Origin of the sequence: Modestobacter sp. VKM Ac-2978, assembly GCF_026968025.1 — a bacterium.
Lineage (GTDB): Bacteria > Actinomycetota > Actinomycetes > Mycobacteriales > Geodermatophilaceae > Modestobacter.
On sequence record NZ_JAPVBP010000009.1, the window covers coordinates 90,734 to 112,494 of the forward strand.

The 21,761-nt window shown below is 73.6% G+C and carries 24 protein-coding genes; 9 read left to right on the forward strand and 15 right to left on the reverse strand.

Annotated elements, in window-relative coordinates; translation table 11 throughout:
- Nucleotides 1-121: 121 nt before the first annotated feature.
- The 3 genes from O2W53_RS20015 to O2W53_RS20025 are packed head-to-tail and all read right to left on the reverse strand — an operon-like array spanning nt 122 to nt 2,547.
- Nucleotides 122-658: a carboxymuconolactone decarboxylase family protein gene (locus O2W53_RS20015; RefSeq protein ID WP_269164822.1), complete on the reverse strand. Its 537-nt coding sequence runs from the start codon at nt 656-658 to the stop codon at nt 122-124.
- A complete protein-coding gene (locus O2W53_RS20020; RefSeq protein WP_269164823.1) occupies nt 655-1,536 on the reverse strand; it encodes an SCO6745 family protein in 882 nt (293 codons plus the stop codon). The genes O2W53_RS20015 and O2W53_RS20020 overlap by 4 nt, the downstream gene beginning before the upstream one ends.
- A gap of 18 nt (nt 1,537-1,554) precedes the next feature.
- On the reverse strand, nt 1,555-2,547 hold the full coding sequence (locus O2W53_RS20025) for a hypothetical protein (protein ID WP_269164824.1): 993 nt from the start codon (nt 2,545-2,547) through the stop codon (nt 1,555-1,557).
- 109 nt (nt 2,548-2,656) lie between these two features.
- Here O2W53_RS20025 and O2W53_RS20030 point away from each other — a divergent pair, with 109 nt between their 5' ends.
- Together O2W53_RS20030 and O2W53_RS20035 are read left to right on the forward strand one after the other, a co-directional pair.
- Entirely contained in the window at nt 2,657-3,286 is a 630-nt protein-coding gene (locus O2W53_RS20030) for a TetR family transcriptional regulator (protein ID WP_269164825.1), read from the forward strand.
- Nucleotides 3,287-3,489: 203 nt separating this feature from the next.
- The gene (locus O2W53_RS20035) at nt 3,490-5,001 is read left to right on the forward strand and encodes an MFS transporter (RefSeq protein WP_269164826.1); all 1,512 of its coding nucleotides are present in this window, start codon (nt 3,490-3,492) and stop codon (nt 4,999-5,001) included.
- Between the two features lie 45 nt (nt 5,002-5,046).
- Here O2W53_RS20035 and O2W53_RS20040 read toward each other — a convergent pair whose 3' ends face one another.
- Both O2W53_RS20040 and O2W53_RS20045 read right to left on the reverse strand, forming a co-directional pair.
- Complete coding sequence (locus O2W53_RS20040; protein ID WP_269164827.1) at nt 5,047-6,042, reverse strand: GNAT family N-acetyltransferase; 996 nt, start codon at nt 6,040-6,042, stop codon at nt 5,047-5,049.
- Nucleotides 6,043-6,053: 11 nt separating this feature from the next.
- On the reverse strand, nt 6,054-6,944 hold the full coding sequence (locus O2W53_RS20045) for an amidohydrolase family protein (protein ID WP_269164828.1): 891 nt from the start codon (nt 6,942-6,944) through the stop codon (nt 6,054-6,056).
- A 94-nt stretch (nt 6,945-7,038) separates the two neighbouring features.
- Here O2W53_RS20045 and O2W53_RS20050 point away from each other — a divergent pair, with 94 nt between their 5' ends.
- Nucleotides 7,039-7,365 carry a DUF1905 domain-containing protein gene (locus O2W53_RS20050; RefSeq protein ID WP_269164829.1) on the forward strand — a complete coding sequence of 109 codons (327 nt, stop codon included), beginning with the start codon at nt 7,039-7,041 and terminating at the stop codon, nt 7,363-7,365.
- Between the two features lie 7 nt (nt 7,366-7,372).
- On the opposite strand, the gene O2W53_RS20055 is transcribed toward O2W53_RS20050, so the two are convergent.
- From O2W53_RS20055 to prfB, 5 genes are all read right to left on the reverse strand, one after another.
- Nucleotides 7,373-8,296 carry an NADP-dependent oxidoreductase gene (locus O2W53_RS20055; RefSeq protein WP_269164830.1) on the reverse strand — a complete coding sequence of 308 codons (924 nt, stop codon included), beginning with the start codon at nt 8,294-8,296 and terminating at the stop codon, nt 7,373-7,375.
- Between the two features lie 4 nt (nt 8,297-8,300).
- The gene (gene smpB, locus O2W53_RS20060; protein WP_036333358.1) at nt 8,301-8,777 is read right to left on the reverse strand and encodes an SsrA-binding protein SmpB; all 477 of its coding nucleotides are present in this window, start codon (nt 8,775-8,777) and stop codon (nt 8,301-8,303) included.
- Between the two features lie 83 nt (nt 8,778-8,860).
- Nucleotides 8,861-9,745 (reverse strand): permease-like cell division protein FtsX, encoded by an 885-nt coding sequence (gene ftsX / locus O2W53_RS20065; RefSeq protein WP_269164831.1) that lies wholly within the window; start codon nt 9,743-9,745, stop codon nt 8,861-8,863.
- Between the two features lie 77 nt (nt 9,746-9,822).
- Nucleotides 9,823-10,512 carry a cell division ATP-binding protein FtsE gene (gene ftsE / locus O2W53_RS20070; RefSeq protein ID WP_269164832.1) on the reverse strand — a complete coding sequence of 230 codons (690 nt, stop codon included), beginning with the start codon at nt 10,510-10,512 and terminating at the stop codon, nt 9,823-9,825.
- A 165-nt stretch (nt 10,513-10,677) separates the two neighbouring features.
- Nucleotides 10,678-11,790 carry a peptide chain release factor 2 gene (gene prfB, locus O2W53_RS20075; RefSeq protein ID WP_269164833.1) on the reverse strand — a complete coding sequence of 371 codons (1,113 nt, stop codon included), beginning with the start codon at nt 11,788-11,790 and terminating at the stop codon, nt 10,678-10,680.
- 45 nt (nt 11,791-11,835) lie between these two features.
- Here prfB and O2W53_RS20080 point away from each other — a divergent pair, with 45 nt between their 5' ends.
- Nucleotides 11,836-12,150, forward strand: a complete 315-nt coding sequence (locus O2W53_RS20080; RefSeq protein WP_269164834.1) for a DUF6343 family protein — start codon at nt 11,836-11,838, stop codon at nt 12,148-12,150.
- 32 nt (nt 12,151-12,182) lie between these two features.
- Here O2W53_RS20080 and O2W53_RS20085 read toward each other — a convergent pair whose 3' ends face one another.
- A complete protein-coding gene (locus tag O2W53_RS20085; protein ID WP_269164835.1) occupies nt 12,183-13,964 on the reverse strand; it encodes a putative bifunctional diguanylate cyclase/phosphodiesterase in 1,782 nt (593 codons plus the stop codon).
- Nucleotides 13,965-14,194: 230 nt separating this feature from the next.
- On the opposite strand from O2W53_RS20085, the gene O2W53_RS20090 reads away from it, so the two are divergent.
- The 3 genes from O2W53_RS20090 (at nt 14,195) to O2W53_RS20100 (ending at nt 15,292) form a co-directional block, all read left to right on the forward strand.
- Nucleotides 14,195-14,431, forward strand: a complete 237-nt coding sequence (locus O2W53_RS20090; protein WP_036337631.1) for a hypothetical protein — start codon at nt 14,195-14,197, stop codon at nt 14,429-14,431.
- A 281-nt stretch (nt 14,432-14,712) separates the two neighbouring features.
- Nucleotides 14,713-14,949, forward strand: a complete 237-nt coding sequence (locus tag O2W53_RS20095; RefSeq protein WP_269164836.1) for a hypothetical protein — start codon at nt 14,713-14,715, stop codon at nt 14,947-14,949.
- Nucleotides 14,950-15,094: 145 nt separating this feature from the next.
- Nucleotides 15,095-15,292, forward strand: a complete 198-nt coding sequence (locus O2W53_RS20100; RefSeq protein ID WP_269164837.1) for a hypothetical protein — start codon at nt 15,095-15,097, stop codon at nt 15,290-15,292.
- Between the two features lie 15 nt (nt 15,293-15,307).
- Here the strand turns inward: O2W53_RS20100 and O2W53_RS20105 are convergent, their stop codons facing one another.
- The 3 genes from O2W53_RS20105 to O2W53_RS20115 are packed head-to-tail and all read right to left on the reverse strand — an operon-like array spanning nt 15,308 to nt 18,804.
- Nucleotides 15,308-17,815, reverse strand: a complete 2,508-nt coding sequence (locus tag O2W53_RS20105; protein WP_269164838.1) for an FtsX-like permease family protein — start codon at nt 17,813-17,815, stop codon at nt 15,308-15,310.
- Nucleotides 17,816-17,818: 3 nt separating this feature from the next.
- Entirely contained in the window at nt 17,819-18,562 is a 744-nt protein-coding gene (locus tag O2W53_RS20110) for an ABC transporter ATP-binding protein (protein WP_269164839.1), read from the reverse strand.
- Nucleotides 18,559-18,804 (reverse strand): hypothetical protein, encoded by a 246-nt coding sequence (locus O2W53_RS20115; RefSeq protein ID WP_269164840.1) that lies wholly within the window; start codon nt 18,802-18,804, stop codon nt 18,559-18,561. Before O2W53_RS20115 ends, O2W53_RS20110 begins: the two co-directional genes overlap by 4 nt.
- A gap of 193 nt (nt 18,805-18,997) precedes the next feature.
- On the opposite strand from O2W53_RS20115, the gene O2W53_RS20120 reads away from it, so the two are divergent.
- On the forward strand, nt 18,998-19,228 hold the full coding sequence (locus O2W53_RS20120) for a hypothetical protein (protein WP_269164841.1): 231 nt from the start codon (nt 18,998-19,000) through the stop codon (nt 19,226-19,228).
- Nucleotides 19,229-19,283: 55 nt separating this feature from the next.
- A complete protein-coding gene (locus O2W53_RS20125) occupies nt 19,284-20,000 on the forward strand; it encodes a Clp protease N-terminal domain-containing protein (RefSeq protein ID WP_269164842.1) in 717 nt (238 codons plus the stop codon).
- A 74-nt stretch (nt 20,001-20,074) separates the two neighbouring features.
- On the opposite strand, the gene O2W53_RS20130 is transcribed toward O2W53_RS20125, so the two are convergent.
- The gene (locus tag O2W53_RS20130; RefSeq protein ID WP_269164843.1) at nt 20,075-21,703 is read right to left on the reverse strand and encodes an ABC-F family ATP-binding cassette domain-containing protein; all 1,629 of its coding nucleotides are present in this window, start codon (nt 21,701-21,703) and stop codon (nt 20,075-20,077) included.
- Nucleotides 21,704-21,761 lie beyond the last annotated feature (58 nt).

Below are 21,761 nucleotides of genomic sequence, written 5' to 3' on the forward strand. Positions count from 1 at the left end.
CCCAGCACCTCCCGTCGTCCCAGGGCCGCGTCCGTCGCGCGGGCCGTCGTCCATCGTGACACGCGAGGGCGCTCCTGGGCATCCCCGTCGCCCGACCGGGGGGTGGACGACGTGGGGAGAGTCAGCCGGCGACCTCGCCGGCCGGAGCCGGCACCCGCAGCGCGACCAGGAACCGGGAGACCATCGCGTAGCCGGCCACGGTGGTCACGAGCTCGACCACCTGCCGGTCGTCCAGGTGCGCACGCACGGCGGAGAAGACCGCATCGGGGACGTCGACCTGCCGGCTCGACGCATCGGTGAACCGCAGCACCGCGGTCTGGACCGGGGAGAACACCGGCGCCGCGGCCGCGTCGGGGGTCCGCAGTGCGGCGAGCTGGGCGTCGGTGACCCCGGCCCGGCGGGCGGCCGGCTCGTGCGCGACCCACTCGAACCCCGCCCCGTTGAGGACGGCGATCCGCAGCACCACCAGCTCGGTCAGGTCGGCGGTCAGCGTCGTCCCGTTGCGCAGCGCCCCGAGCAGCGCGCTCCACCCCTCGGCGACGGCGGGGCTGTGCAGCAGGAGGCGGTCCAGCCCGGACAGCTCTCCCCCGCGCCGGGCCCGCAGCACCTCCGCGGCCGGGGTGTCCCCGACGGCGTCCGGCAGCCGCGCGCCGGTCACGACCGGGACAGCACGCCGGCCGGGAACGCGCCGTTGCCCAGCAGCCGGCCGGTCAGGTCGCCGGCGAGCGCGGCGACCTGTTCGGTGCGCTCGGTGCCCAGGTGCACGAACGGGGCGGCCGACAGCGCGTCGGTCTCCTGCTCGATCGACGCCCGCAGCTGCTGGCCGGCCTCGGTGAGCGCGCCGTCGGCGACCAGGCCGCGCTCGGTGAGCCCGTCCAGCGCCGCCGTCCACTCCTCGTCGGACCAGCCGCGGGTCGCCTGGGCGGCCTCGCGGGTGAACCCGCGGCCGGTGAGCGTGTGGGTGACCAGCGCCTCCAGCCCGGTCAGCCCGTGCCGGACCACGCTGAGCACGTGCCCGTCGCCGCGGTGCTCGCGGAGCAGCGTGACGCCGTGCCACACCTGCAGCAGCGGCTCGTCCGGCCAGGGCAGGTCGGCGTGGGCGGCGAAAAGCGGCCGGGCCTCCGGCGTCAGCGCTGTGCACGCCTCGCGGAGCAGGCCGGCCAGCTCGCGCAGGCTGCTCTCGTCGGCGCCGTCGAGGAGCCGGGTGAGCGAGGCGCGCGCGGCCGCGGTCCGGGCGGTGAGCACCTGCTCCGGGGTGGCGAGGGTCCAGGCACGGGGCAGGTGCCGGGCCACGATCGCCGGGGCGAAGTTGGCGAAGGTGGCGGTCACCACGCCCGGGCCGACCGCGCCCATCGCCGCCGCGCGGCCGGCGAAGTAGACCATCCGGCCCGGGCGGAGGCCGGCTCCGGTCAGGTGCTCGTCGGTCTCCGGCGCGAAGTAGACGTGCGAGTGCAGCGGCTCCAGCCGCCGGTGGGTGCGGGCGACCAGGCGGAGGTCGGGGGCGAGCGGGGAGGCGGGCTGATCGACGCTGACCATGCCGCGCACCCTAACCACTCAGCCGGACGCGCCCGCGGTGGTCGGCGTCGCGCTGGCGGGGGCCGTGGTGCTCGGCGCGGTGGTGGCGGGGGCCGTGGTGCTCCGCGTCGTGGTGGCCGGGGCCGTGGTGGCCGGGGCCGAGAGGGCGGCCGCGACGCAGGAGTGGTTGTGGTCCAGGTCGTCCTCGACGTACTGGGTCATGATCACCCGGCCGCCGTCGACGAGCGGGGAGTCGGAGCAGTTCGCCACCGCGCCGGAGAGGCTGCGGGCGCCGGCCAGCCAGCTGTCCAGCCCGTGCAGACTGCTCCACGAGGGCACGTCACCGACGATCTCGCCCCACTGGTAGCCGGTCGAGTAGAGCCCGACCCGGCCGCCCACCGACTCCAGGTGGTCGGTCATCCCCTCCAGGGTGGCCCGGTTGTTCCGCTGCGCCGCGGCGCCGTCGGTCTGCCAGGTGTTCATCGTCTCGACGTCCAGCCACCAGCGCAGGCCGACGAGGTCGGCCCGGTCCTCGATGGCGGCGTCCCCGTCGAGGTCGCCCAGGGTGTCCAGCACGATCCGGACGTCGTCCTCGGCCCGGTCGACGCCGTACTCGTAGGAGCAGGCAGCGCTGTTGTCGCCGTCGCACACCCCGTAGCGGTTGACGCCCAGCCGAGGCCAGGTGGTCACCTGCTCGCGCACCTCGCCGGGGTTGGCGGTGTTCACGTAGAGCTGCGCCCGCGGCTGGGCCGGCACGGCACCCGAGGAGTCGTCCGCCCACTCCCACTGGTCGGCGAGACAGCGGTTCTCCGTGGTAGCGATGCCGCCGTTGACGCCGATCACCGCGAACGCCGCGTCGTCGGGGAGCGTCCGGTCGCACTGGGGGTACGAGACGTCGTACCCGACCGTGCTCCCCACCGTGCTGCGCAGCTGGGGACCGGGCTCCTCCGCCGAGGCGGTCGCCGGTGCGCCGAGCACCGCGGCGCCGAGCGCAGCCGAGGCCACGACGGCCGTCCGCAGGGTGCTCCGCATCCCGTCGACCCTACGCCTCGCGACGGCCGTCGATCGGTCGCACGATGTTCACGAAACTGGACTGGGTAAATGTCTGTACTCCGTTCAGTTTCTGTCCTACGGTGCTCACGTGACCGGATCCGGACAGGGGAAGACCCCGCACTGCCCGGTCGGTCGCGTGCTGGGCCTGCGGGAACGCAAGAAGCTCGAGGCCTGGCGGACGATCCGCTCGACCGCGCTGCGCCTGATCAGCGAACGCGGGTTCGACGCGGTGAGCGTGGAGGACATCGCCGCTGAGGCCGGTGTCTCCCGGACGACGTTCTTCAGCTACTTCCGCAGCAAGGAAGCCGTCGTCTACGACCTCGATCCGCAGGAGCTGCAGCAGTGGCGCGCTCTCCTGGCGGACTGTCCGAAGGGCGAGCCGCTGTGGGAGGCGCTCACCGGTCTCGCCCTCAGCCTGGCGGAACTCCTCGCCGACCGCCTGCCCCTGCAGAAGCGGCTGTTCGAGCAGTCACCGGAGCTCTGCGACTCGTCGCGGGACGTCTGTGACAGCTTCGGGCCCGACCTGCGGGAGTGGGTCGCCCGTCGCACCCCCGACGGCGAGGAGCTGCACGCCGCCCTGGTCCTCAACACCACCTTCGCCGCCTTCAACACGGCGATCGAGGCCTGGGACCCCGACGACTCCTTCGACCACTTCCTGGACCTCGTCCGCGACTGCCTGCGACTGGTCGGCGGCGGACTGGCCCGACCCGTGAGCTGACCCGCTCCCCACCCCGCCGGCCTCGACCCCGCCGGCCCTCCTCCGGCAGGCACTCCCCTCCCCGACCGCGCACCGTCGCGCCGTCGCGCCTGCCCGGGCTCCTCCTGCACCACGCGACCGCGCACCGTCGCCGGCCGTGAGCCCTCCCCTGCCCTCGTCCCCTCAGCCCGATCTGCGCCCTGCGCAGGAAGGACGGCTCCGCCATGCCCGCAGACAGCCTGATCACCCCGCCGGGGACCACCGTCCCCGACGCGCCACCACCGCCCGCACCGGACACCGAGGGGCCGGACCCCCGCCGCTGGCTGGCCCTCGCCGTCATCGCCGTCGCCCAGCTGATGGTCGTGCTGGACGCCTCGATCGTGAACATCGCGCTCCCCGACGCCGGCCTCGACCTGGGCATCAGCGCGGCGAACATCCAGTGGGTGGTCACCGCCTACACGCTCGCCTTCGGCGGGCTGCTGCTGCTCGGCGGGCGGATCGCCGACTTCACCGGCCGCAAGCGCGCCTTCCTGATCGGCCTGATCGGCTTCGCCGGCGCCTCCGCACTGGGCGGCCTGGCTCCCAACCAGGAGCTGCTGTTCGCCGCCCGTGGCCTGCAGGGTGCGTTCGCGGCGCTGCTCGCGCCGGCCGCGCTGTCCCTCCTGGCGGTCACCTTCACCGACCCCAAGGAGCGGGCCCGCGCCTTCGGCGTCTTCGGTGCCATCTCCGGTGGTGGCGCCGCGATCGGCCTGATCCTCGGTGGGGTGCTCACCGAGTACGCCTCGTGGCGCTGGACGCTGGGCGTCAACGTGCCGATCGCCCTGGCCACCGCCGTCTTCGCGATCGGCCTGGTGAAGGAGAGCCGCGCCGACGGCGATCGTCGCTACGACGTGCCGGGCGTGCTGCTGTCGGCCGCCGGCCTGGTCAGCCTGGTCTACGGCTTCAGCAAGGCCGCCGAGGAGGGCGTGGGCTGGACCGACCCGGTCACCCTGGCCCTGCTGGCCGCCGCCGCCGTCCTGCTGGTGACCTTCGTGCTCTACGAGCAGCGGGCCAGCCACCCGCTGCTGCCGCTGCGCGTGGTCCTGGACCGCAACCGGGGCGGCTCGTACCTGGTCTTCCTGCTGGTGGGGGCCGGGATCTTCGCGATCTTCCTGTTCCTGACCTTCTACTTCCAGCAGACCCTGGGGTACAGCCCGCTGGACTCCGGCTTCGCCTTCCTGCCCTTCAGCGCCGGGATCATCGTGGGCGCCGGCATCGTCTCCCAGGTGCTCCCCCGGATCGGGCCGCGACCGCTGATCATCGGTGGGCTGGTGCTGGCTGCGTTGGGCATGCTCTGGCTGACCCGGATCGGTGAGACCAGTTCGTACGTCACCGAGGTGCTGCCGGCCCTGCTGGCGATCAGCCTCGGCATGGCAGCGGTGTTCGTCCCGGCGTCCAGCACGGCGCTGGTCGGGGTGGAGAGCCACGACACGGGGATCGCCTCGGCCGTGCTCAACACCAGCCAGCAGGTCGGCGGCTCGCTCGGCCTGGCCCTGCTGAACACCTTCTACGCCTCGGCGGTCACCGGGTACCTCGTCGACAACCCGGGTGCGGCGCCGGGCGCCGCCTTCGTGCAGGGGTACCACGTGGCCTTCATCTGGGCCGCGGTGTTCCTGGCGGTCGCGCTGGTCATCAGCATCGTGCTGATCCGGGCGAAGAAGGACGACCTGCCCGCCGAGATGGTGCTGGCGGCCTGACCGCCACGGAGGGGCCGACGTCGCGGCGTCGGCCCCTCCGGTGCGTCAGCTGAGCGGGGCCAGCCGCCGGGACCAGGAGACCTGGGTGCGGGCGGTGGCGAAGCCGAGGCTCTCGTACAGCCCCAGCGCGCCGGTGACGTTCTCGCTGTCGACCTCCAGCCCGGAGGTCTGGCAGTCCTGTGCCGCGGCGGCGTGCATCGCCTCGATGATCACGGCCTTGGAGACACCCCGGCCCCGGGCGGCCGGGAGGACGCCGATCTGGCCGAAGTAGCTCTCCCGGGAGCCGCTGGCCGCGGCGGTCGCCTCGGAGACGTAGGCCAGCGCGTAGCCGAGCACCTCGCCGTCCTCGACGGCCAGCACCGACAGGTCCGGGCGGAAGGTCCGCATGCCGGTGAACATGACCTGCCAGGAGGCGACGTCGCGCTCGCTGGAGCCGTAGTGCTCGGTGAAGGCGGCGTTGTGCGCCAGCCGCACCTCCTCGTCGCGGTCCCAGGTGAACGGCACCATGTCGATGCCGTCGAGCCGGCGCCGCGGCGGCAGGTCGGTGAGCGGGCGCTCCATGTGGAAGAACCAGCGGACCGCCTCCAGCCCGGCCCGGCGCACCAGCGCCTCCAGCGAGGGCATCGTCGTGTACACGGTGGCGGTCAGCCGGGCCGGTGACTCCGGGTGCCGCTCGGCGTGCAGCTCCGCGCCCCGCGCCAGCTGCCAGGCGAGCAGCGCCCGGCCGATGCCCCGGCCCCGCCACTCCGGCAGCACCCGCCCCTGCAGGTGCACGCCGTAGGCGTCCCGGAACGTGGGCGGGGCGATCGTGGTGGCGTAGCCGACGACGGTGCCGTCGGCGGTGCTCACCAGCCGGGTGTCCCGCTCCAGGTCGACCAGCTCGCTGACCCACAGCCCGGTGAGGTCCTCGGGGGACTCGTGCAGCCCGGTGTCGTCGACCGCCTCGGCCACGGCGAGCAGTTCGGCGACGGCAACGGCGTCGTCGGGGCGGATCGGGCGGGCGGAGAGGCCCTCGGGCAGGACCAGCGGCGCAGAGTTCACGAGGGACGAGGTTAGGCGGTGACCCCGAACAGCCGTGCACCGTTGTGCCAGAGGACCGCCCGCAGCCACTCCTCCCCCAGGTCCAGCCGGTGCAGTGCGGCCAACTGGTGGGCGTAGGGGTACGGGATGGCCGGGAAGTCGCTGCCGAGCACCACCTTGTCCCGCAGCGCGGCCAGCCGGGGCAGCAGCGCCCGGTCGAAGGGCATCAGCCGCTCGGTGAAGTCGGTGGCGAACATCGTGGTGTCCAGGTGCACCCGCTCGTACCGCTCGGCGAGGTCCAGGAACGCCGCGTACTCCGGCATCCCGAGGTGCGCGATCACCAACTGGAGCCGCGGGTGGCGCTCCAGCAGGCCGGCCATCGGCGCCGGGCCGGTGTGCTCCCCGCGCAGCGGCCCGGAGCCGCAGTGGATGACCACCGGGGTGCCGGTCTCGGCCAGCCGGGCCCACACGGCGTCCAGCAGCGGGTCCCGCGGGTCGAACGAGCCGACCTGCACGTGCACCTTGAACACCCGGGCGCCGGCGTCCAGCGCCTCGGCGACGTAGGCCGCCGCCGAGGGCTCCGGGAAGAACGTGGCCGACTGCAGCACGGCCGGGTGCTCGGCCGCGAACGCGGCTGCCTCGTCGTTCAGCCAGGCGGCCATCCCCGGCCGGTGCGGGTAGGGCAGCGTCGGGAAGGCGCAGACGCCGAGCGCCGCCAGCACCGCCAGCCGCTCCTCGACCGGCAGCGCGTAGGTGACCGGCCACGGCGCCCCGTAGTGCGTCTCGGCCTCGGCGAAGTACTGCCAGACCTTCGCCTGCACCCGCGCGGGGAGGAAGTGCACGTGCACGTCGACCAGCCCGGGCAGCCCCAGCTCCCGCCAGTACCTCGGGACGTCGGCATCGTCGACGGGCGGCGCGAGCACGAGGGCCACCCTAGGTCCGCCCCACCGTCCGGCGCCCACCGTGCCGGGCAGGACGAGCACCGCCGTCCGCTGATCGCCACTAGCCTCCGGCGGCGTGGACGCGACCTTCACCGCAGAGCTGTTCGAGTGGCGTGGTCCGGCGCCGTTCCACTGGCTGCCCCTGCCCGCGGACGTGTGCGACCGCATCCGGGCCGAGGCCACCGTGGCCAGCTACGGCTGGGGCGCGGTCCCGGTGCGCGTGCAGATCGGCACCACCGAGTGGGAGACCTCGCTGCTCCCGCGCGCCGGCGGCTACGTGCTCCCGGTGAAGCAGCACGTCCGCGCGGCGGAGCGGTTCGACGACGGCGACACGGTGACGGTCGCGCTGAGCGTGGCCCCTCGCGGCGGTCGGGCCGCCAACGGGAGCGGCCCGACCATGTGAGGCGGGATCAGGGGAGCGTGATGACGACCTTGCCGCGCACGTGCCCCTCGGCCACCAGCCGCTGGGCGTCGGCGGTCTGCGCCAGCGGGAACGCCTTGGCGATCGCCACCCGCAGCTGCCCGGCGTCGGCCATCCGGCCGAGCTCCTCCAGGTCGTGCCGCTCGGGGCGGACGAAGACGTACCGGCCGCCGAGGTCGAGCACCGCCGGGTCGACGACGCTGGCGATCCGACTCGGGTCACGCACCTGGTCGGGCGCGTCGCCCAGCGCCGGCCCACCGACCAGGTCCAGGACGGCGTCGACCGGCTCGGACAGCTGCCCGGAGATCGGGCCGGCGTTGTAGTCGAGCACCTCGGCGGCGCCGGCGTCGGTCAGGAAGCCGTGGTTGCGCGGGCTGGCGGTGCCGATGACGTGTGCGCCGAGCGCGGCGGCGATCTGTACGGCGAAGAAGCCGACCCCGCCGGCGGCCCGGTGCACCAGCACCCGGTCGCCCTCGCCGACGTCGAGTGCCTCGGTGAGCGCCTGGTAGGCGGTCAGCCCGGCCAGCGGCAGCGCGGCGGCCTCGGTGAACCCCAGCGAGTCGGGCTTGTGCGCGATGCACCGCTGCGGGGCGGGCACGAGCTCGGCCGTCGTCCCCCACTGGACGTCGTCCCGGCGCAGGTAACCGAAGACCTCGTCACCGGGGGCGAAGTCGACCACCGCCGGCCCGACCTGCTCCACGACACCGGCCAGGTCCCAGCCCGGCACGATCGGGAAGTGGTGCGGGAAGAAGCCGGCCAGCCCGCCCGCCCGGATGCCCATGTCCACCGGGTTGACCCCGGCCGCGCGGGTGCGGACCAGCACCGTGTCCGGCCCCACCGGGGGCTCGGGCAGGTCGTCGCGCAACTGCAGGACCGACTCGTCACCGAACCGGTCGTAGGCGATGCCGCGCATGAGGTCAGCGCCGTCCCTTCACGTAGCGACCGAAGGCGCGTTCCATCTCCCGGCGGGAGTCACGCTCGGCCAGGTCCTGGCGCTTGTCGTAGCTCCGCTTGCCCTTGGCCAGCGCGAGGGTGGCCTTGACCTTGCCGTCCTTGAAGTACAGGTCCAGCGGGACGAGCGTCAGCCCGCCCTCCTTGGTCTTGCCGATCAGCTTCTCGATCTCGGCGCGGTGCATGAGGATCTTGCGCTTGCGGCGCGGGGTGTGGTTGGTCCACGTCCCCTCGGTGTACTCGGGGATGTGCACGTGCTGCAGCCACACCTCGCCGTCGTCGACGGTGGCGAAGCCGTCGACGAGCGAGGCACGGCCGGCACGCAGGCTCTTCACCTCGGTGCCGGTGAGCACCAGGCCCACCTCGTAGGTGTCCAGGATCGAGTAGTCGTGCCGCGCCTTCTTGTTCTGGGCGATGAACTTGCGCCCCTGTTCCCGCGGCATGTCGCCAGGTTACCCAGGGCCCGCAACCGATCATGGCGCCCGACCCCGAGGGGGCAGGCGCCATGATCAGCGGACGGCGAGCGTCAGAGCCGGACGTAGAGCCGCAGCGTCACGTAGGCGGCGACGGCGGCCAGGCCCACCCCGGCCGCGGCGATGATCGGCGAGATCGCGATGATCGCCGACCAGTCGACCGGCGGGATGATGCCCGCCTTGATCGGCCCGGCGAGCGTCTTGTCGACGAACAGGATCTTGGTCAGCACCAGGCCGCCGATGGCGAGCAGCGCACCGATCAGGCCGGCGAGCGCGGCCTCCAGGATGAACGGCAGCTGGGTGTACCAGCGGGAGGCGCCGACCAACCGCATGATGTTGGTCTCGTTGCGTCTGTTGAAGGCCGCGAGCTGGATCGTGTTGGAGATCAGCAGCAACGCGGCCAGCGCTTGCACGAGGGCCACCGCGAGCGTGCCGTTGCGGGCGCCGTTGAGCAGGCTGAACAGCCGGTCCAGGAAGTCGCCCTCGTCGCGGACCTCGTCGACGCCGGCCTCCCCGTTGGGGAACTGCTCGGCGATGACCGGGTACCGCTCGGGGTTGACCAGCTCGACCCGGAAGCTCTCCGGCAGCGCGTCCTCCGGGGTGTTGGCGATCAGCGCCGGCTGCTCCTGGAACTGCTGGGTGAAGCGCTGGTAGGCCTCCGCGCGGGTCTCGTAGATGTACTCCTGCACCTCCGGTGAGGCGTCCAGCTGCGCGGCGATCGAGTCACGCTGCTCGTCGGTGACGTCGTCGGCGAGGTAGATCGAGACCTGGATCTTGTCGTAGTAGATCTCGCGCATGTCGCCGATCATGTTGGCGATCAGCAGGCCGGTGCCCATGAGGCCCAGCGAGATCCCGGTGGTCAGGATCATCGCGACCGTCATGGTCAGGTTCCGACGCAGCCCGGCAGCCACCTCGGAGAGGACGAAGTTGACGCGCATCAGTTCCCTGTCATGTCGTTCAGTGGCCCGGTGTCAGCGGTCGGGCGTCCAGCGGTCGCGCGGAGGCGGCCGCCACCTCAGCGGCCCACGCCGTAGACGCCGCGGCTCTGGTCACGGCTGACGACGCCGTCGTTGAGCTCGATCACGCGCCGCCGCATCGAGTCGACGATGTGGTAGTCGTGCGTGGCCATGACCACGGTGGTGCCGGTGCGGTTGATCCGCTCCAGCAGCAGCATGATGTCCTGGCTGGTCTCCGGGTCCAGGTTCCCGGTGGGCTCGTCGGCCAGCAGCACCAGCGGCCGGTTCACGAACGCCCGGGCGATCGCCACCCGCTGCTGCTCACCACCGGAGAGCTCGCTGGGCAGCCGGTTCTCCTTGCCGTCCAGGCCGACCATCTCCAGCACCTCGGGCACGACCCGCTTGATGGTGCGCTGGGGCTTGTTGATCACCTCGAGGGCGAAGGCGACGTTCTCGGCGACCGTCTTGTTGCGCAGCAGCCGGAAGTCCTGGAAGACGCAGCCCATCGTGCGGCGGAGCTTGGGCACCTGCCACTTGCTCATCGTGTTCAGGTTCTTGTCGTTGACCGTGATGACGCCCTTGGTGGGGCTGTCCTCCTTCAGCAGCAGCCGCAGGAAGGTCGACTTGCCCGAACCCGACGAACCGATGAGGAAGACGAACTCACCCTTGTCGATGTGCATCGAGACGTCATCCAGCGCCGGCCGGGGACTGGTCGGGTACATCTTGGAGACGTGTTGCAATTCGATCACGGGGGGCAACGGTACCTGCCCCGCGCCGGACGATGACACGTTCGCCCGGCGCGCCCTGCGACGTTGTGTGCAGACGGTGAGCGAGCACAGCCCCTCCTGTGGGCCGTGGTCACCCAGCGTGCCCCCGGGCGGGGGCCGGCTGTGGCCGGTCTCTCCCCCGGGCCGCTAGGCGAGCGGCGCCGACTCCTGCTGCCGCCGCCAGCGGATCCCGGCCTCGATGAAGCCGTCGATGTCACCGTCGAGCACGTTGCTCGGGTTGCCGGTCTCGACCTCGGTGCGCAGGTCCTTGACCATCTGGTACGGGTGTAGCACGTAGGAGCGCATCTGGTTGCCCCAGCTGCTCCCCTCGCCCTTGAGCGCGTCCATCTCGGCCCGCTCCTCGGCCTTCCGGACCACGAGCAACCGGGCCTGGAGCACGCGCAGCGCGGCGGCCCGGTTCTGGATCTGGGACTTCTCGTTCTGGCACGAGACGACGATGCCGGTGGGGATGTGGGTCATCCGGACGGCGGAGTCGGTGGTGTTCACGCTCTGCCCACCCGGGCCGGAGGACCGGAAGACGTCGACCCGGATCTCGTTCTCCGGGATGTCGACGTGGTCGGTCTGCTCGACGACCGGCAGCACCTCGACGCCGGCGAAGGAGGTCTGCCGGCGGCCCTGGTTGTCGAACGGCGAGATGCGCACCAGCCGGTGGGTGCCCTGCTCGACGGAGAGGGTGCCGTAGGCGTAGGGCTGCTTGACGGCGAAGGTGGCCGACTTGATCCCGGCCTCCTCGGCGTAGGAGACGTCGTAGACCTCGGTGGGGTACTTGTGCCGCTCGGCCCAGCGCAGGTACATCCGCATCAGCATCTCGGCGAAGTCGGCGGCGTCCACTCCCCCGGCCTCCGAGCGGATGGTGACCAGCGCCTCGCGGGAGTCGTACTCGCCGGACAGCAGCGTGCGCACCTCGAGCTCGTCGAGCACGGCGCGGATGCTGGTCAGCTCGCGCTCGGTCTCGGCGGTGGTGGCCTCGTCGCCCTCCTCGGCCGCCATCTCGTGCAGCAGTCCGACGTCGTCGAGCCGGCTGCGCAGCTCCTCCACCCGGCGCAGGTCGCCCTGCAGGTAGGACAGGCGTGAGGTCACCGCCTGCGCCGCCTCGACGTCGTTCCAGAGGTCGGGTGCGGAGGCCTTCTGTTCGAGCTCGGCCACCTCCCGACGCAGGTCATCGACCCGCATCACGGCCTCGATGGACTTCAAGGTCGTGTCGAGTTCGTCCAGGACGACGGAGAAGTCAGCGGCCACGTCGATCCAGGGTAGTGCGCTGCGCCACCGGGTACCCACGGCGGCATGAGCACGTCACCGCCGGACGACCGGCGCAACCCCGACGACCTCACCGAGTACGAGCGCGACCAGTTCCCGCACGGGATCCCCGAGTCCCAACCCAGGTACCCGGAAGGCGGCGCCGACACAGCCCGCAGTGCGCTGACCCTGCGGCTGGTGCTGGCGACCTTCGGTCTGGTGATCTGCGCGGTGTTCGCGGTGCTGGCGTTCCTCGCCGACGTCCCACTGGTCTTCCCGATCGCGCTGGCCGTGCTGGCGGTGATCGCGCTGGTCGACCTGATGGTCGTGGCCCGCCGCAAACTGCGCGGCGAACCGGGCTGAGCCCGGCCGCCCGCACCGGCCGCCGGGCGGGGTCAGGCGGTCTGCAGGCGCCTGCGCCGGGCGCGCCGGGCTGCGTGCCGGATGGCCAGCCAGTCGGCCACCTCGGCGGCCGGCATGGGCCGGGCGATGTGGAAGCCCTGCGCGTGGGTGCAGCCCAGCTCGCTGACGAGCTCCAGCTGACCGGCGGTCTCCACCCCCTCGGCGAGGCTGCGCATGCCGCAGGCGGCGGCCAGCCCGACCACCGCGGCGATCGCCGCCGCGGACTCGCTGCGCCGCACCTCGATGCCGGCGATCAGGCTGCGGTCCAGCTTGAGGACGCCGGCCGGGATGGACACCAGCTGGCTCAGCGAGGAGAAGCCGCTGCCGAAGTCGTCGATGGACACCTCGACGCCGGTGACCCGCAGCTGGGCGAACTGGGCCGCGGCCCGGAGCGGGTCCTCCGCGACGCTGGTCTCGGTGAGCTCCAGCACCAGGCGCTCGGGGGCGAGCCCGGCGGCGTCGAGCGCGTCGTGGACGTCGGCGACGAGGGTGCCGGTGGCGAAGTGCGCGGCGCTGATGTTGACCCCGGTGACCAGCGAGAGGCCGGCCCGCTCCCACGCTGCGGCCTGCCGGGTCGCCTCGCCGAGCACCCACCGGGTGAGCTGGACGACGACCCCGGTCTGCTCGGCCAGCGGGATGAAGTCACACGGACTCAGCAGGCCCCGCTCGGGGTGCTGCCAGCGGACCAGCGCCTCCACCCCGGACACCTCACCGCTGGGCAGGTGCAGCACCGGCTGGTAGTGCAGCACCAGCTGGCCGGCCTCGATCGCCTCCCGCAGTTCGGCGGCGACGAGCACCTTCTGCTCGACGGCGCTGCGCAGGTCGGGGCTGAACACCCGTACCCGGTTGCGGCCGGCCGCCTTCGCCGCGTACATCGCCAGGTCGGCGTCCCGGACCAGGTCGGTGGAGCGCAGGTCCGGGTCGTCGCCGGGCGCGGTGGCCACGCCGATGCTCACGGTCAGCCGGGTGACCCGCTCACCGAGGTCGAACGGCTCGTCGAAGGTGCTCTGGAACCGCTCGGCCAGCGCGAGGGCGCCGTCGACGTCGCAGTCACGGCACAGCACGACGAACTCGTCGCCGCCGAGGCGGCCGACGGTGTCCTGTGTCCGGGTGCGACTGGTCAGCCGGGTGGCCAGCTCGCGCAGCAGGTGGTCGCCGATCTCGTGACCGAGCGTGTCGTTGACGTCCTTGAAGCCGTCGACGTCCAGGAACAGCACGGTGACCGGGCCACGGTCGACGCGGCGCAGCTCGGCGGAGATCAGGTCGTGCAGGTGCGCCCGGTTGGGCAGGTCGGTGAGGTGGTCGTGCCGGGCCTGCCAGGACGACGCCCGCTCCGCCTCCACCCGCGAGGTCACGTCGGTGTGGGTGACCACCACCCGCCCGGAACGGTCGGCGCGGGAGGCCTGCAGGTGGTACCAGCGCACCCCGGTCACCGTGGCCAGCGCGTAGTCGGCCGACACCGTGGTCCGGCGCCCCGCCGACAGCTCCCGCAGCTGGTCGATGCGCGCCCGGTTCGCCGCGTCGTCGGACAGGCTCAGCACCACCGCGAAGTAGTTGCCCCCCACGCCGACCCGCAGCCGGTCGTCGTCGAGCAGGTCGCCGGCGGCCTGCCAGGCGGAGTTGACCAGCAGCATCGTGCCGTCGGCGTCGATCAGCACCGTCGGCGAGGGCAGGGCGTCCAGCACGCCGGCCACCAGGCCGGCCTGCGCCTGCTCGCCGCCGTCCCGGTGCCGGACGTCCATCGGCAGCTGTGCACCACTCCTCGCTCGCGGCACGTCCACCTCCTCCTCCGGTCCGTCCCAGGGCCCGTCCGGGCATCTCCCAGGCCTCTCCTGTCTCCCCGAGACCATCGGCAACAGTGGCCACAGCTGGAGACCCGCCACGCCGGTCGGCCCGGAAAGAGTGAACACCGGCAGCTCAGGACGGCGTGTCCCAGCGCCCGATCACCGGGGTGCCCGTGTCGGGGCGGGTGTAGACCTGCAGGGGCCCCGGGTACGGCGACGCCATGAGCGACTCAACGACGATCGAGCTCGGTGGCGAGGAGTACCTGGTGCGGCGGGAGGGCGACGCCCTCACGCTGGGGCGCCAGGTCGGCGGGGAGACGACGTGGCTCGACGACCTCGACGTGCGCCAGCTCCCCGGCCCGGCCCAGGAGGCCCTCGACCGCGGCGACCACGACGACCAGACACTGCAGACCGCGCTCCTCGGCGTGGTCCAGGCCGAGGTCAACCGCGGCGGCTGATCTGCGGTTCTCTTGCGGATCCCTCCAGCCGGGCGTGCGGAACTCGCCGTTGGCTCGGGGGCATGGACATCGAGACCGCCTACGCCCTGCTCGCCGAGCTCGAACTGCGCGAGGTCGAGGACCTGGGCAGCGACTGGTTCGAGGCCGACCTGCAGGAGCAGCTGCCGCTGGCCTGATCACGCTGCGCTCCTGATCGGATCCGGGCTGCGATCTCGGCGGCGGAGGGGGACGCTGGTGTCCTGAGGGCCACCGTCGTCCCCCGGGCCAGGAGGCTGATCCGCATGTCCGTCCAGTACCGCTGCGACCGGTGCGCCGAGGTGGCTGACGCCCCCGCCGCCGTCGGCTGGGTGCAGGTGCAGCCACTCGGCGCGCACCCACTGCTGCCGGAGGAGCCCACCCACCTGTGCCGACTGTGCTGGGCCCGCACCACGGCCGGCGAGCCGGTGCGGGTGGGCTCCGGTGGCGAGGAGATGCCGCAGGTCAGCGAGCACGCCCAGAACCGCGACACCCTGCAGTGACGCTGCCCGGTTGAGGCCGAGAGTCCCTCGACCAGGGACCTCCGACCCCGGGTCCTGCGCCCCTGGGCTCCCTAACGTCCGGATCGGGCGCTGACCACGGCGTCCAGGCCACCGGCCGGTCCGGCCGACGTCTCCGGGAGTCCGCATGAGCGTGTCCGTCGAGCAGCGCCGCACCCGTCCCGCTGCCGAGCAGTCCACCCCCACCCCGGCGCCGGCGGAGGAGCCCGGGCTGGGTGACCGCGGCTGGGTGCTGTGCCTCGGCGTCCTGGTCGCCACCGTCCTGGTCTTCGCCGCGATGATCGCGATCACCGCACTGGCCGGCGGGGACGGCTTCCCGAGCTGAGTCGGCACGGCCGGTTCACCCCTGGGTGGCGAGCGCGTCGGCCGGCGGGACGCGCAGCGCGGCCCGGGTCGGCACCTCGATGGCGAGGAACGCGATGCCGGTGACGACCAGCGCCGTCACCGGCAGCAGCCAGCCGGGCCCCGACGGCCAGGGGCGGTCGAGGAAGCCCAGGCCGAGCAGCGCCAGGGGCACCACGGAGACCAGCACCCCGGCCACGACCGCGGCGCCGGAGACCAGCGCCGCCTCGCGCCGCATCATCGCGCGCACCTGACGCGGCGTGGTCCCGGTCAGCCGCAGGGCCGCGATCTCCCCGCGCCGCTGGGCGGTGGCCGCGACCAGCGCGTTGGCGATGCCCAGCAGCAGGTAGCCGAGCAGCACGCCGATGACCGCCAGGTTGATCCACACCTCTGGCGGCGCGGCCGGCCGGTCGCCGGCGACCCCGCCGTCGGACACCGTCACGCCGGGCCGGTCGGTCAGGCCCGCCAGCGCCCGGTCGGTCGCCGGGTCGCCGTCGGTGCGCACCAGCAGGCTGTCGGCCAGCCCGCCGGTGGTGTGCCCCGCGGCCAGGTCGGCGGAGAGGACGACGGAGCCGAAGCCCAGTTCCCGGTCGTAGACGGCGACCACCCGGGCCTCGACCTCGGCGCCGTCCCCCAGGATGAGCTGCACCTGGTCGCCGATCCCGACGTCCCGGGCGGCGGCGGCGTCGCTTCCGACGGCAACGGTGGCGCCGGTCAGGTCGGCCAGGTCGCCGTCCCGCACGTCGAGGTCGAGCACGCCGGCCCCCGTCGGGGGCAGCACCAGCGCCGGCCCGCCGGACAGCTCCTCCTCCCCCAGCACGCGCATCGGCCAGAGCACGGCCGTGGAGCTGACCGGCGCGACCGACTCCACCCCGGGGACGGCCTGCACCGCGCCGAGGAGGCCGGCGGGGATGCCGCCCAGCGCGGGGGCGGTGACCGTCGCATCGGCGACGGTGCCCGCCCGGGTCTCCTCCGCCGTCGCGTCGATCACGGTGGTCTGGGCGAACGTGTAGGTGAGCGCGACGACGACCGCCATCGCCAGCGTGGTGACCGCACCCGCCGAGCGCAGCGCGTAGCCGTGCAGGTTGGCCACCGCCAGCCAGGCGGGCGCGGAGGTGCCGGCCGGCAGCCGGCGGGCGAGCCGGCCGGTGACCCGGCGGAGCAGGAGGGGGCCGGCCAGCGCCAAGCCGATGGCGGCGACGATGCCGGCCAGCGAGGTGGACGCCGCCCCGATCGGCGACTGCACCAGCAGCGGCGGCACCGAGAGCGGCACGGCAGCGGCGATGAGCAGCAGGCCGGTGCGGTGCCGGCCGGGTGACGGGGTGCGCGGGCCGGTCCGGGAGTCCGCGAGCAGCTGGGTCACCGGCTCGCGGCTGGTGCGCCAGGCGGCGCAGCGGGCGGCGACCTGGACGACGAGGAGCAGCAGTGCGGCGGCGGCCAGCGCCGGCAGCGGGCCGACGGCCAGCGGCAGCGCGTCGGGGAGCACCCCGACGTGCACCAGCAGCCGACGGAACTGCCCGGCCAGCAGGTAGCCGAGGGCGATGCCCGGGACGAGCGCGACCGCCGCGACCACGCTCGCCTGACCGGCGACCAGCCGGCGCAGCTGCCGCGGGGTGGTGCCGACCGCGCGGAGCAGGGCCAGCTCGCGGCGCTGACCGCCGATCGAGACGGCCAGCGCCCCGGCGACGACGAACCCGACGATCAGCAGCGGCACGCCCATCAGGGAGGACGCGAGCACGACCAGCAGCGACCGGGCCGCGGCCGCCTCGGGGAGGGCGACGTCGCCGCGGGCGTCGCCGGTGCTGACGATCGTGCCGGCGGGCAGCAGCGGGCGGACGGAGTCGGCGACCGCCTCGACGTCCCCGGTCACCTGGAGGCCGATCAGGTCGACGGTGTCGGTCTGCCCGGCCAGCTGCGCCGCCCGGTCGTCGGTGACGAGCACACCCGCACCGGCCGGGACCACGGCGGCGAGCCGGGCGTCGACGGGGCGGCCGGCCAGCACGACCCGCACGGTGTCGCCGGGGGCCACGCCGGCCGCAGCGGCGATCGCCGAGTCGAGGGCGACCTCCTGCACGCCGGTCGGCCGGGTGCCGGTGACCTCGGGGTCGTCGAGCAGGCCGAGGGAGGACCAGCCGTGCCCGGTGGTCGTCGGGTCGGTGGTCGCGACGACGTCCCCGTCGGTGCCGAGGACGGCGGCCGGGAAGCCGACGTCGGCGACGGCGGCGTCCACCCCCGGCAGCTCTCCCAGCTCGTCGGCCAGCGCTGCGGGCACGCTCCCCCGCTCGGGCAGGGCGACGGCGAGGTCGGCGCTGGGCTGCACCGTCTGGTCGGCGGAGACGACCACCTCCGCGCCGGCCAGCCGGTCGACGGGCAGGTGCGAGCGCAGGCCGGACTCGGCGAGCACGCCGGTGCCGGTGACGATGGCCGCCCCGCCGAGCACCGCGACGAGGACGGCGAGAGAGGCGGTGAGCCGGGTGCGGGCCAGCCGCAGGGCGAGCGCGAGCACGGCTCAGCCCTCGCGCAGCGCGACGAGGCGCCCGGCCAGGTCGGCGGCGGCCGGGTGCTCGAGGGTGTCGACGACCCGGCCGTCGGCCATCACCAGCGCGCGGTCGGCGCGGGCGGCGGCGGCCGGGTCGTGGGTGACCAGCACGACGGTCTGCCCCAGGTCGTCGACCAGGGCGCGGAGCAGGCCGAGCACCTCGGCGGCGCTGTGCAGGTCCAGGGCGCCGGTGGGCTCGTCGGCGAAGACGACGGCGGGCCGGGCGACCAGGGCGCGGGCGATCGCCGCCCGTTGCTGCTGGCCGCCGGAGAGCTCGGTCGGCCGGTGGTCCAGCCGGTCGCCCAGGCCCACCCGGTCGACCAGGTACTGCACCCACTCCCGGTCCAGCGACTTCCCGGCCAGCCGCAACGGCAGGGTGATGTTCTCCCCCACGGTGAGCGCGGGCAGCAGGTTGTAGGCCTGGAAGACGAAGCCGATCCGGTCGCGGCGCAGCTCGGTGCGACGGGTCTCGTCCAGCCCGCCGATCCCGGTGCCGTCGAGGAGGACCTCCCCGCTGGTCGGGGTGTCCAGCCCGGCGGCGACCTGCAGCAGGGTGCTCTTGCCGGAGCCGGAGGGGCCCATGACGGCGAGGAAGCTGCCGCGGGGCACCTCGACCGTGACGTCGTCCAGGGCGCGGACGCCGTTGGGGTGGGTCTTGGTCACGTGGGTGAGCGCGACGGCGGCGGTGGCCGTCGGTGCGAGGGCGGTGCTCATCGGTTGCGTACGTGCAGGCTGATCAGCGTGATGGCGCTGACGGCGGTCAGCAGGCCGAAGCCGATGCTGACCGCGAGCGGGACGGCGCTGAACGAGGTGACGCTGTTGCCGGCGATGCTCAGCACCAGGACGACCCACAGCAGCGTGCGCAGCGACCGGTCCGGGGTGCTGCGGGCCGGCTCGGGTGCGGGGCGGAGGTCGACGGGCTGTGCGGTGGGCTCGAGGCGGTACGGGTCGGGCACGGGGGCTCCTCGGTCGGGTTGGTGTCCCTCCCGATGCTGCTCGGGGCGGGCCCCGTCTCCGATCCCCTGACCTGGCCTCTTGCGGTGCAGCAGGCTGTACCCGGGGCCGGCTCGGCACGTGTGTGACGAGCCATCGCAGGATCAACGTCCCATCGCAGTCAGATCGTCATGTTCGTCCGGCAGGCTGCTGGCCATGACGGCGACCATCTCCTCGATCGGCACCGACGGCACCGCCACCCACGTGGCCTCCACGGCACACGACCCGCGCAGCAGCGACCAGGTCACCCATGCCGTCGCCCGCCCGGTCGTCGACGGTCTGGACCAGTCGGTCTGCGGCGTCCTGGTCTCCGCCGTCGCCACGCAGGACTGGCTCACCTTCCCGGGCACCGACCGCTGCGCCGAGTGCACCCGCATCGCCGGCTGACCATATCGTCAACCGGGGGTTGACGTCAGCGAGTCGTCAACCTAGCGTTGACGGCATGACACAGCTACCGCCCACCGTCCGGCTCGACGACCTGATCTCGGCGATCCAGCGGGCGCACGACCAGCCACTGGACCAGCTCACCGACGCCGTCCTCGCCGCCGACCACCTGGGTGAGGTCGCCGACCACCTGATCGGCCACTTCGTCGACCAGGCCCGCCGCTCCGGGGCGTCGTGGACCGAGATCGGCAAGAGCATGGGCGTGACCAAGCAGGCGGCCCAGAAGCGCTTCGTGCCCAAGGACCTGCCGATGGACCCGGACGAGGGCTTCAACCGCTTCACCCCGCGCGCCCGCAACGTGGTGGTGGCGGCTCAGGAGGCAGCTCGCGCGGCCGGCAACGTCGAGCTGACCACGACCCACCTGGTGCTCGGGCTGCTGACCGAGCGTGACGGGCTCGGCGCCGAGGAACTGGTCGCGCAGGGCCTGACGCTGGACGCCGTCTGGCAGGCCGCGTCCGCGTCGCTGCCGCCGGCGGCCGGCGACGTCCCGGCCCTCATCCCGTTTGACGCGGGTGCGAAGAAGGCGCTGGAGCTGACCTTCCGCGAGGCGCTGCGGCTGGGGCACAACTACATCGGCACCGAGCACCTGCTGCTGGCGCTGCTGGAGGCCGAGGACGGCGCCGGCCTGCTGACCTCGCTGGGTGTCGACAAGGCGACCGCGGAGCGGAACCTGGTCGCCGCCCTGGCCGCCAGTTCCGAGCAACCCCCGCAGTGAGGACGGCGCCCGTTGTGCGCTGACCGTCGGTTCGCCGCGCCAGGACCGACGACGAGTGCACAGGCGCGGCCGGGTCAGGGCGCGATGATCTCCTGCAGGCGGCCGTCGGTGAGGTGGAGCCAGCGGGTGATGCCGAGCTCGGTGAGGAACCGCTCGTCGTGGCTGACCACCACGAACGCGCCCCGGTAGGCCGCCAGCGCACTCACCAGCTGGCCGACGCTGACCAGGTCGAGGTTGTTCGTCGGTTCGTCGAGCAGCAGCAGCTGGGGAGCCGGTTCGGCGTGCAGCACGCAGGCCAGCGTGGCCCGCAGCCGCTCACCGCCGGACAGCGACCGCACCGGCAGGTGCGCCCGGCTGCCGCGGAACAGGTACCGGGCCAGCAGGTTCATCCGCTCCGCCGTGGGCATCGCCGGTGCCGCGTCTGCGAGCGCCTCGGCCACGGTGCGGTCGGGGTCGAGCAGGTCCAGCCGTTGGGAGAGGTGGGCGACCCGACCGTCGGCCCGCCGGATCTCCCCCGCGTCGGGGTGCAGGTCGCCGGTCATCAGCCGCAGCAGTGTCGACTTCCCGGCGCCGTTCGCCCCGGTCAGCGCGATCCGCTCCGGGCCACGGACGGTCAGGTCGACGCCGTCCTCGGCGAACAGTGCCCGCTCCCCCAGCCGCAGCTGCAGCCCCTCGCCGGCGAACACGGTCCGCCCGGCCGGCACCGCGGTGCCGGGCAGTTCCAGCACGATCGCCTGGTCGTCCCGCAGCGCGCGCTCGGCCTCCTCCAGCCGGGTGCGGGCACCGTCGAGCCGGGCGGCGTGCACGTCGTCGGCCTTGCCCGCCGACTCCTGGGCGGTCCGCTTCATCTTGCCGATCAGGATCTTCGGCAGCCCGGCGTCCTTGACGGAGCGAGCGGCGTTGCCGGACTTCTTCTGCGCCCGCTCCCGGGCCAGCTGTCGCTCCCGCTTCTCCCGCTTGACCTGCTGCTCGGCGGTGCGGACGTCCCGCTCCACCGCCTCCTGCTCGGCCCGGACGGCGGCCTCCCAGTCGGTGAAGCCCCCGCCGTAGGTGCGCAGCTCGCCCCGGTCGAGCTCGGCGATGCGGTCCATCCGGTCGAGCAGCGCCCGGTCGTGGCTGACCACCAGCAGGCAGCCGGCGAAGTCGTCGAGCGCGGCGTACAGGGTGCGGCGGGCGTCGCCGTCCAGGTTGTTGGTCGGCTCGTCGAGCAACAGGACGTCGGGGCGCTTGAGCAACTGCGCGGCCAGGCCGAGCGTCACGACCTGCCCGCCGCTGAGCGTGTCGAGCCGGCGGTCGAGCGTGACGTCGCCCAGACCGAGCCGGTCGAGCTGGGTGAGGGTGCGCTCCTCGACGTCCCAGTCGGTGCCGATGGCGGCGAAGTGCTCGTCGGCGACGTCACCGGACTCGATGGCGGCCAGCGCGGCGAGCACGGGCGTGACGCCGAGCACCTCGGCGACGGTCAGGTCGCCGGCCAGCGGCAGCGACTGGGGCAGGTACCCGAGCAGGCCCTCGACGGTGACAGTGCCGGCGGTCGGTCGGAGCTCGCCGGCGATCAGCTTGAGCAGGGTGCTCTTGCCCGCGCCGTTGGGTGCGATCAGGCCGGCGCGGCCGGCGCCGAGGGTGAAGGAGAGGTCGGCGAAGACGGGGGTGCCGTCAGGCCAGGTGAAGGACAGGGCGGAGCAGACGACGGAGGCGTCGGGCATGGCGGGACCTCTGCGGGGACGCGGGCGCACGTGGCAGCCCGACGGTGGACGAGGACGA

Excerpts from the sequence above, each read along its gene's own strand:
- O2W53_RS20090 (WP_036337631.1), top strand. The coding sequence starts at position 14,195 with ATGAGCGACTCAACGACGATCGAGCTCGGTGGCGAGGAGTACCTGGTG.
- O2W53_RS20130 (WP_269164843.1), bottom strand. The coding sequence starts at position 21,703 with ATGCCCGACGCCTCCGTCGTCTGCTCCGCCCTGTCCTTCACCTGGCCT.
- O2W53_RS20020 (WP_269164823.1), bottom strand. The coding sequence starts at position 1,536 with ATGGTCAGCGTCGATCAGCCCGCCTCCCCGCTCGCCCCCGACCTCCGC.
- O2W53_RS20110 (WP_269164839.1), bottom strand. The coding sequence starts at position 18,562 with ATGAGCACCGCCCTCGCACCGACGGCCACCGCCGCCGTCGCGCTCACC.
- O2W53_RS20025 (WP_269164824.1), bottom strand. The coding sequence starts at position 2,547 with ATGCGGAGCACCCTGCGGACGGCCGTCGTGGCCTCGGCTGCGCTCGGC.
- ftsX (WP_269164831.1), bottom strand. The coding sequence starts at position 9,745 with ATGCGCGTCAACTTCGTCCTCTCCGAGGTGGCTGCCGGGCTGCGTCGG.
- O2W53_RS20125 (WP_269164842.1), top strand. The coding sequence starts at position 19,284 with ATGACACAGCTACCGCCCACCGTCCGGCTCGACGACCTGATCTCGGCG.
- O2W53_RS20080 (WP_269164834.1), top strand. The coding sequence starts at position 11,836 with ATGAGCACGTCACCGCCGGACGACCGGCGCAACCCCGACGACCTCACC.
- O2W53_RS20120 (WP_269164841.1), top strand. The coding sequence starts at position 18,998 with ATGACGGCGACCATCTCCTCGATCGGCACCGACGGCACCGCCACCCAC.
- smpB (WP_036333358.1), bottom strand. The coding sequence starts at position 8,777 with ATGCCGCGGGAACAGGGGCGCAAGTTCATCGCCCAGAACAAGAAGGCG.
- O2W53_RS20035 (WP_269164826.1), top strand. The coding sequence starts at position 3,490 with ATGCCCGCAGACAGCCTGATCACCCCGCCGGGGACCACCGTCCCCGAC.
- O2W53_RS20095 (WP_269164836.1), top strand. The coding sequence starts at position 14,713 with ATGTCCGTCCAGTACCGCTGCGACCGGTGCGCCGAGGTGGCTGACGCC.
- O2W53_RS20055 (WP_269164830.1), bottom strand. The coding sequence starts at position 8,296 with ATGCGCGGCATCGCCTACGACCGGTTCGGTGACGAGTCGGTCCTGCAG.
- O2W53_RS20100 (WP_269164837.1), top strand. The coding sequence starts at position 15,095 with ATGAGCGTGTCCGTCGAGCAGCGCCGCACCCGTCCCGCTGCCGAGCAG.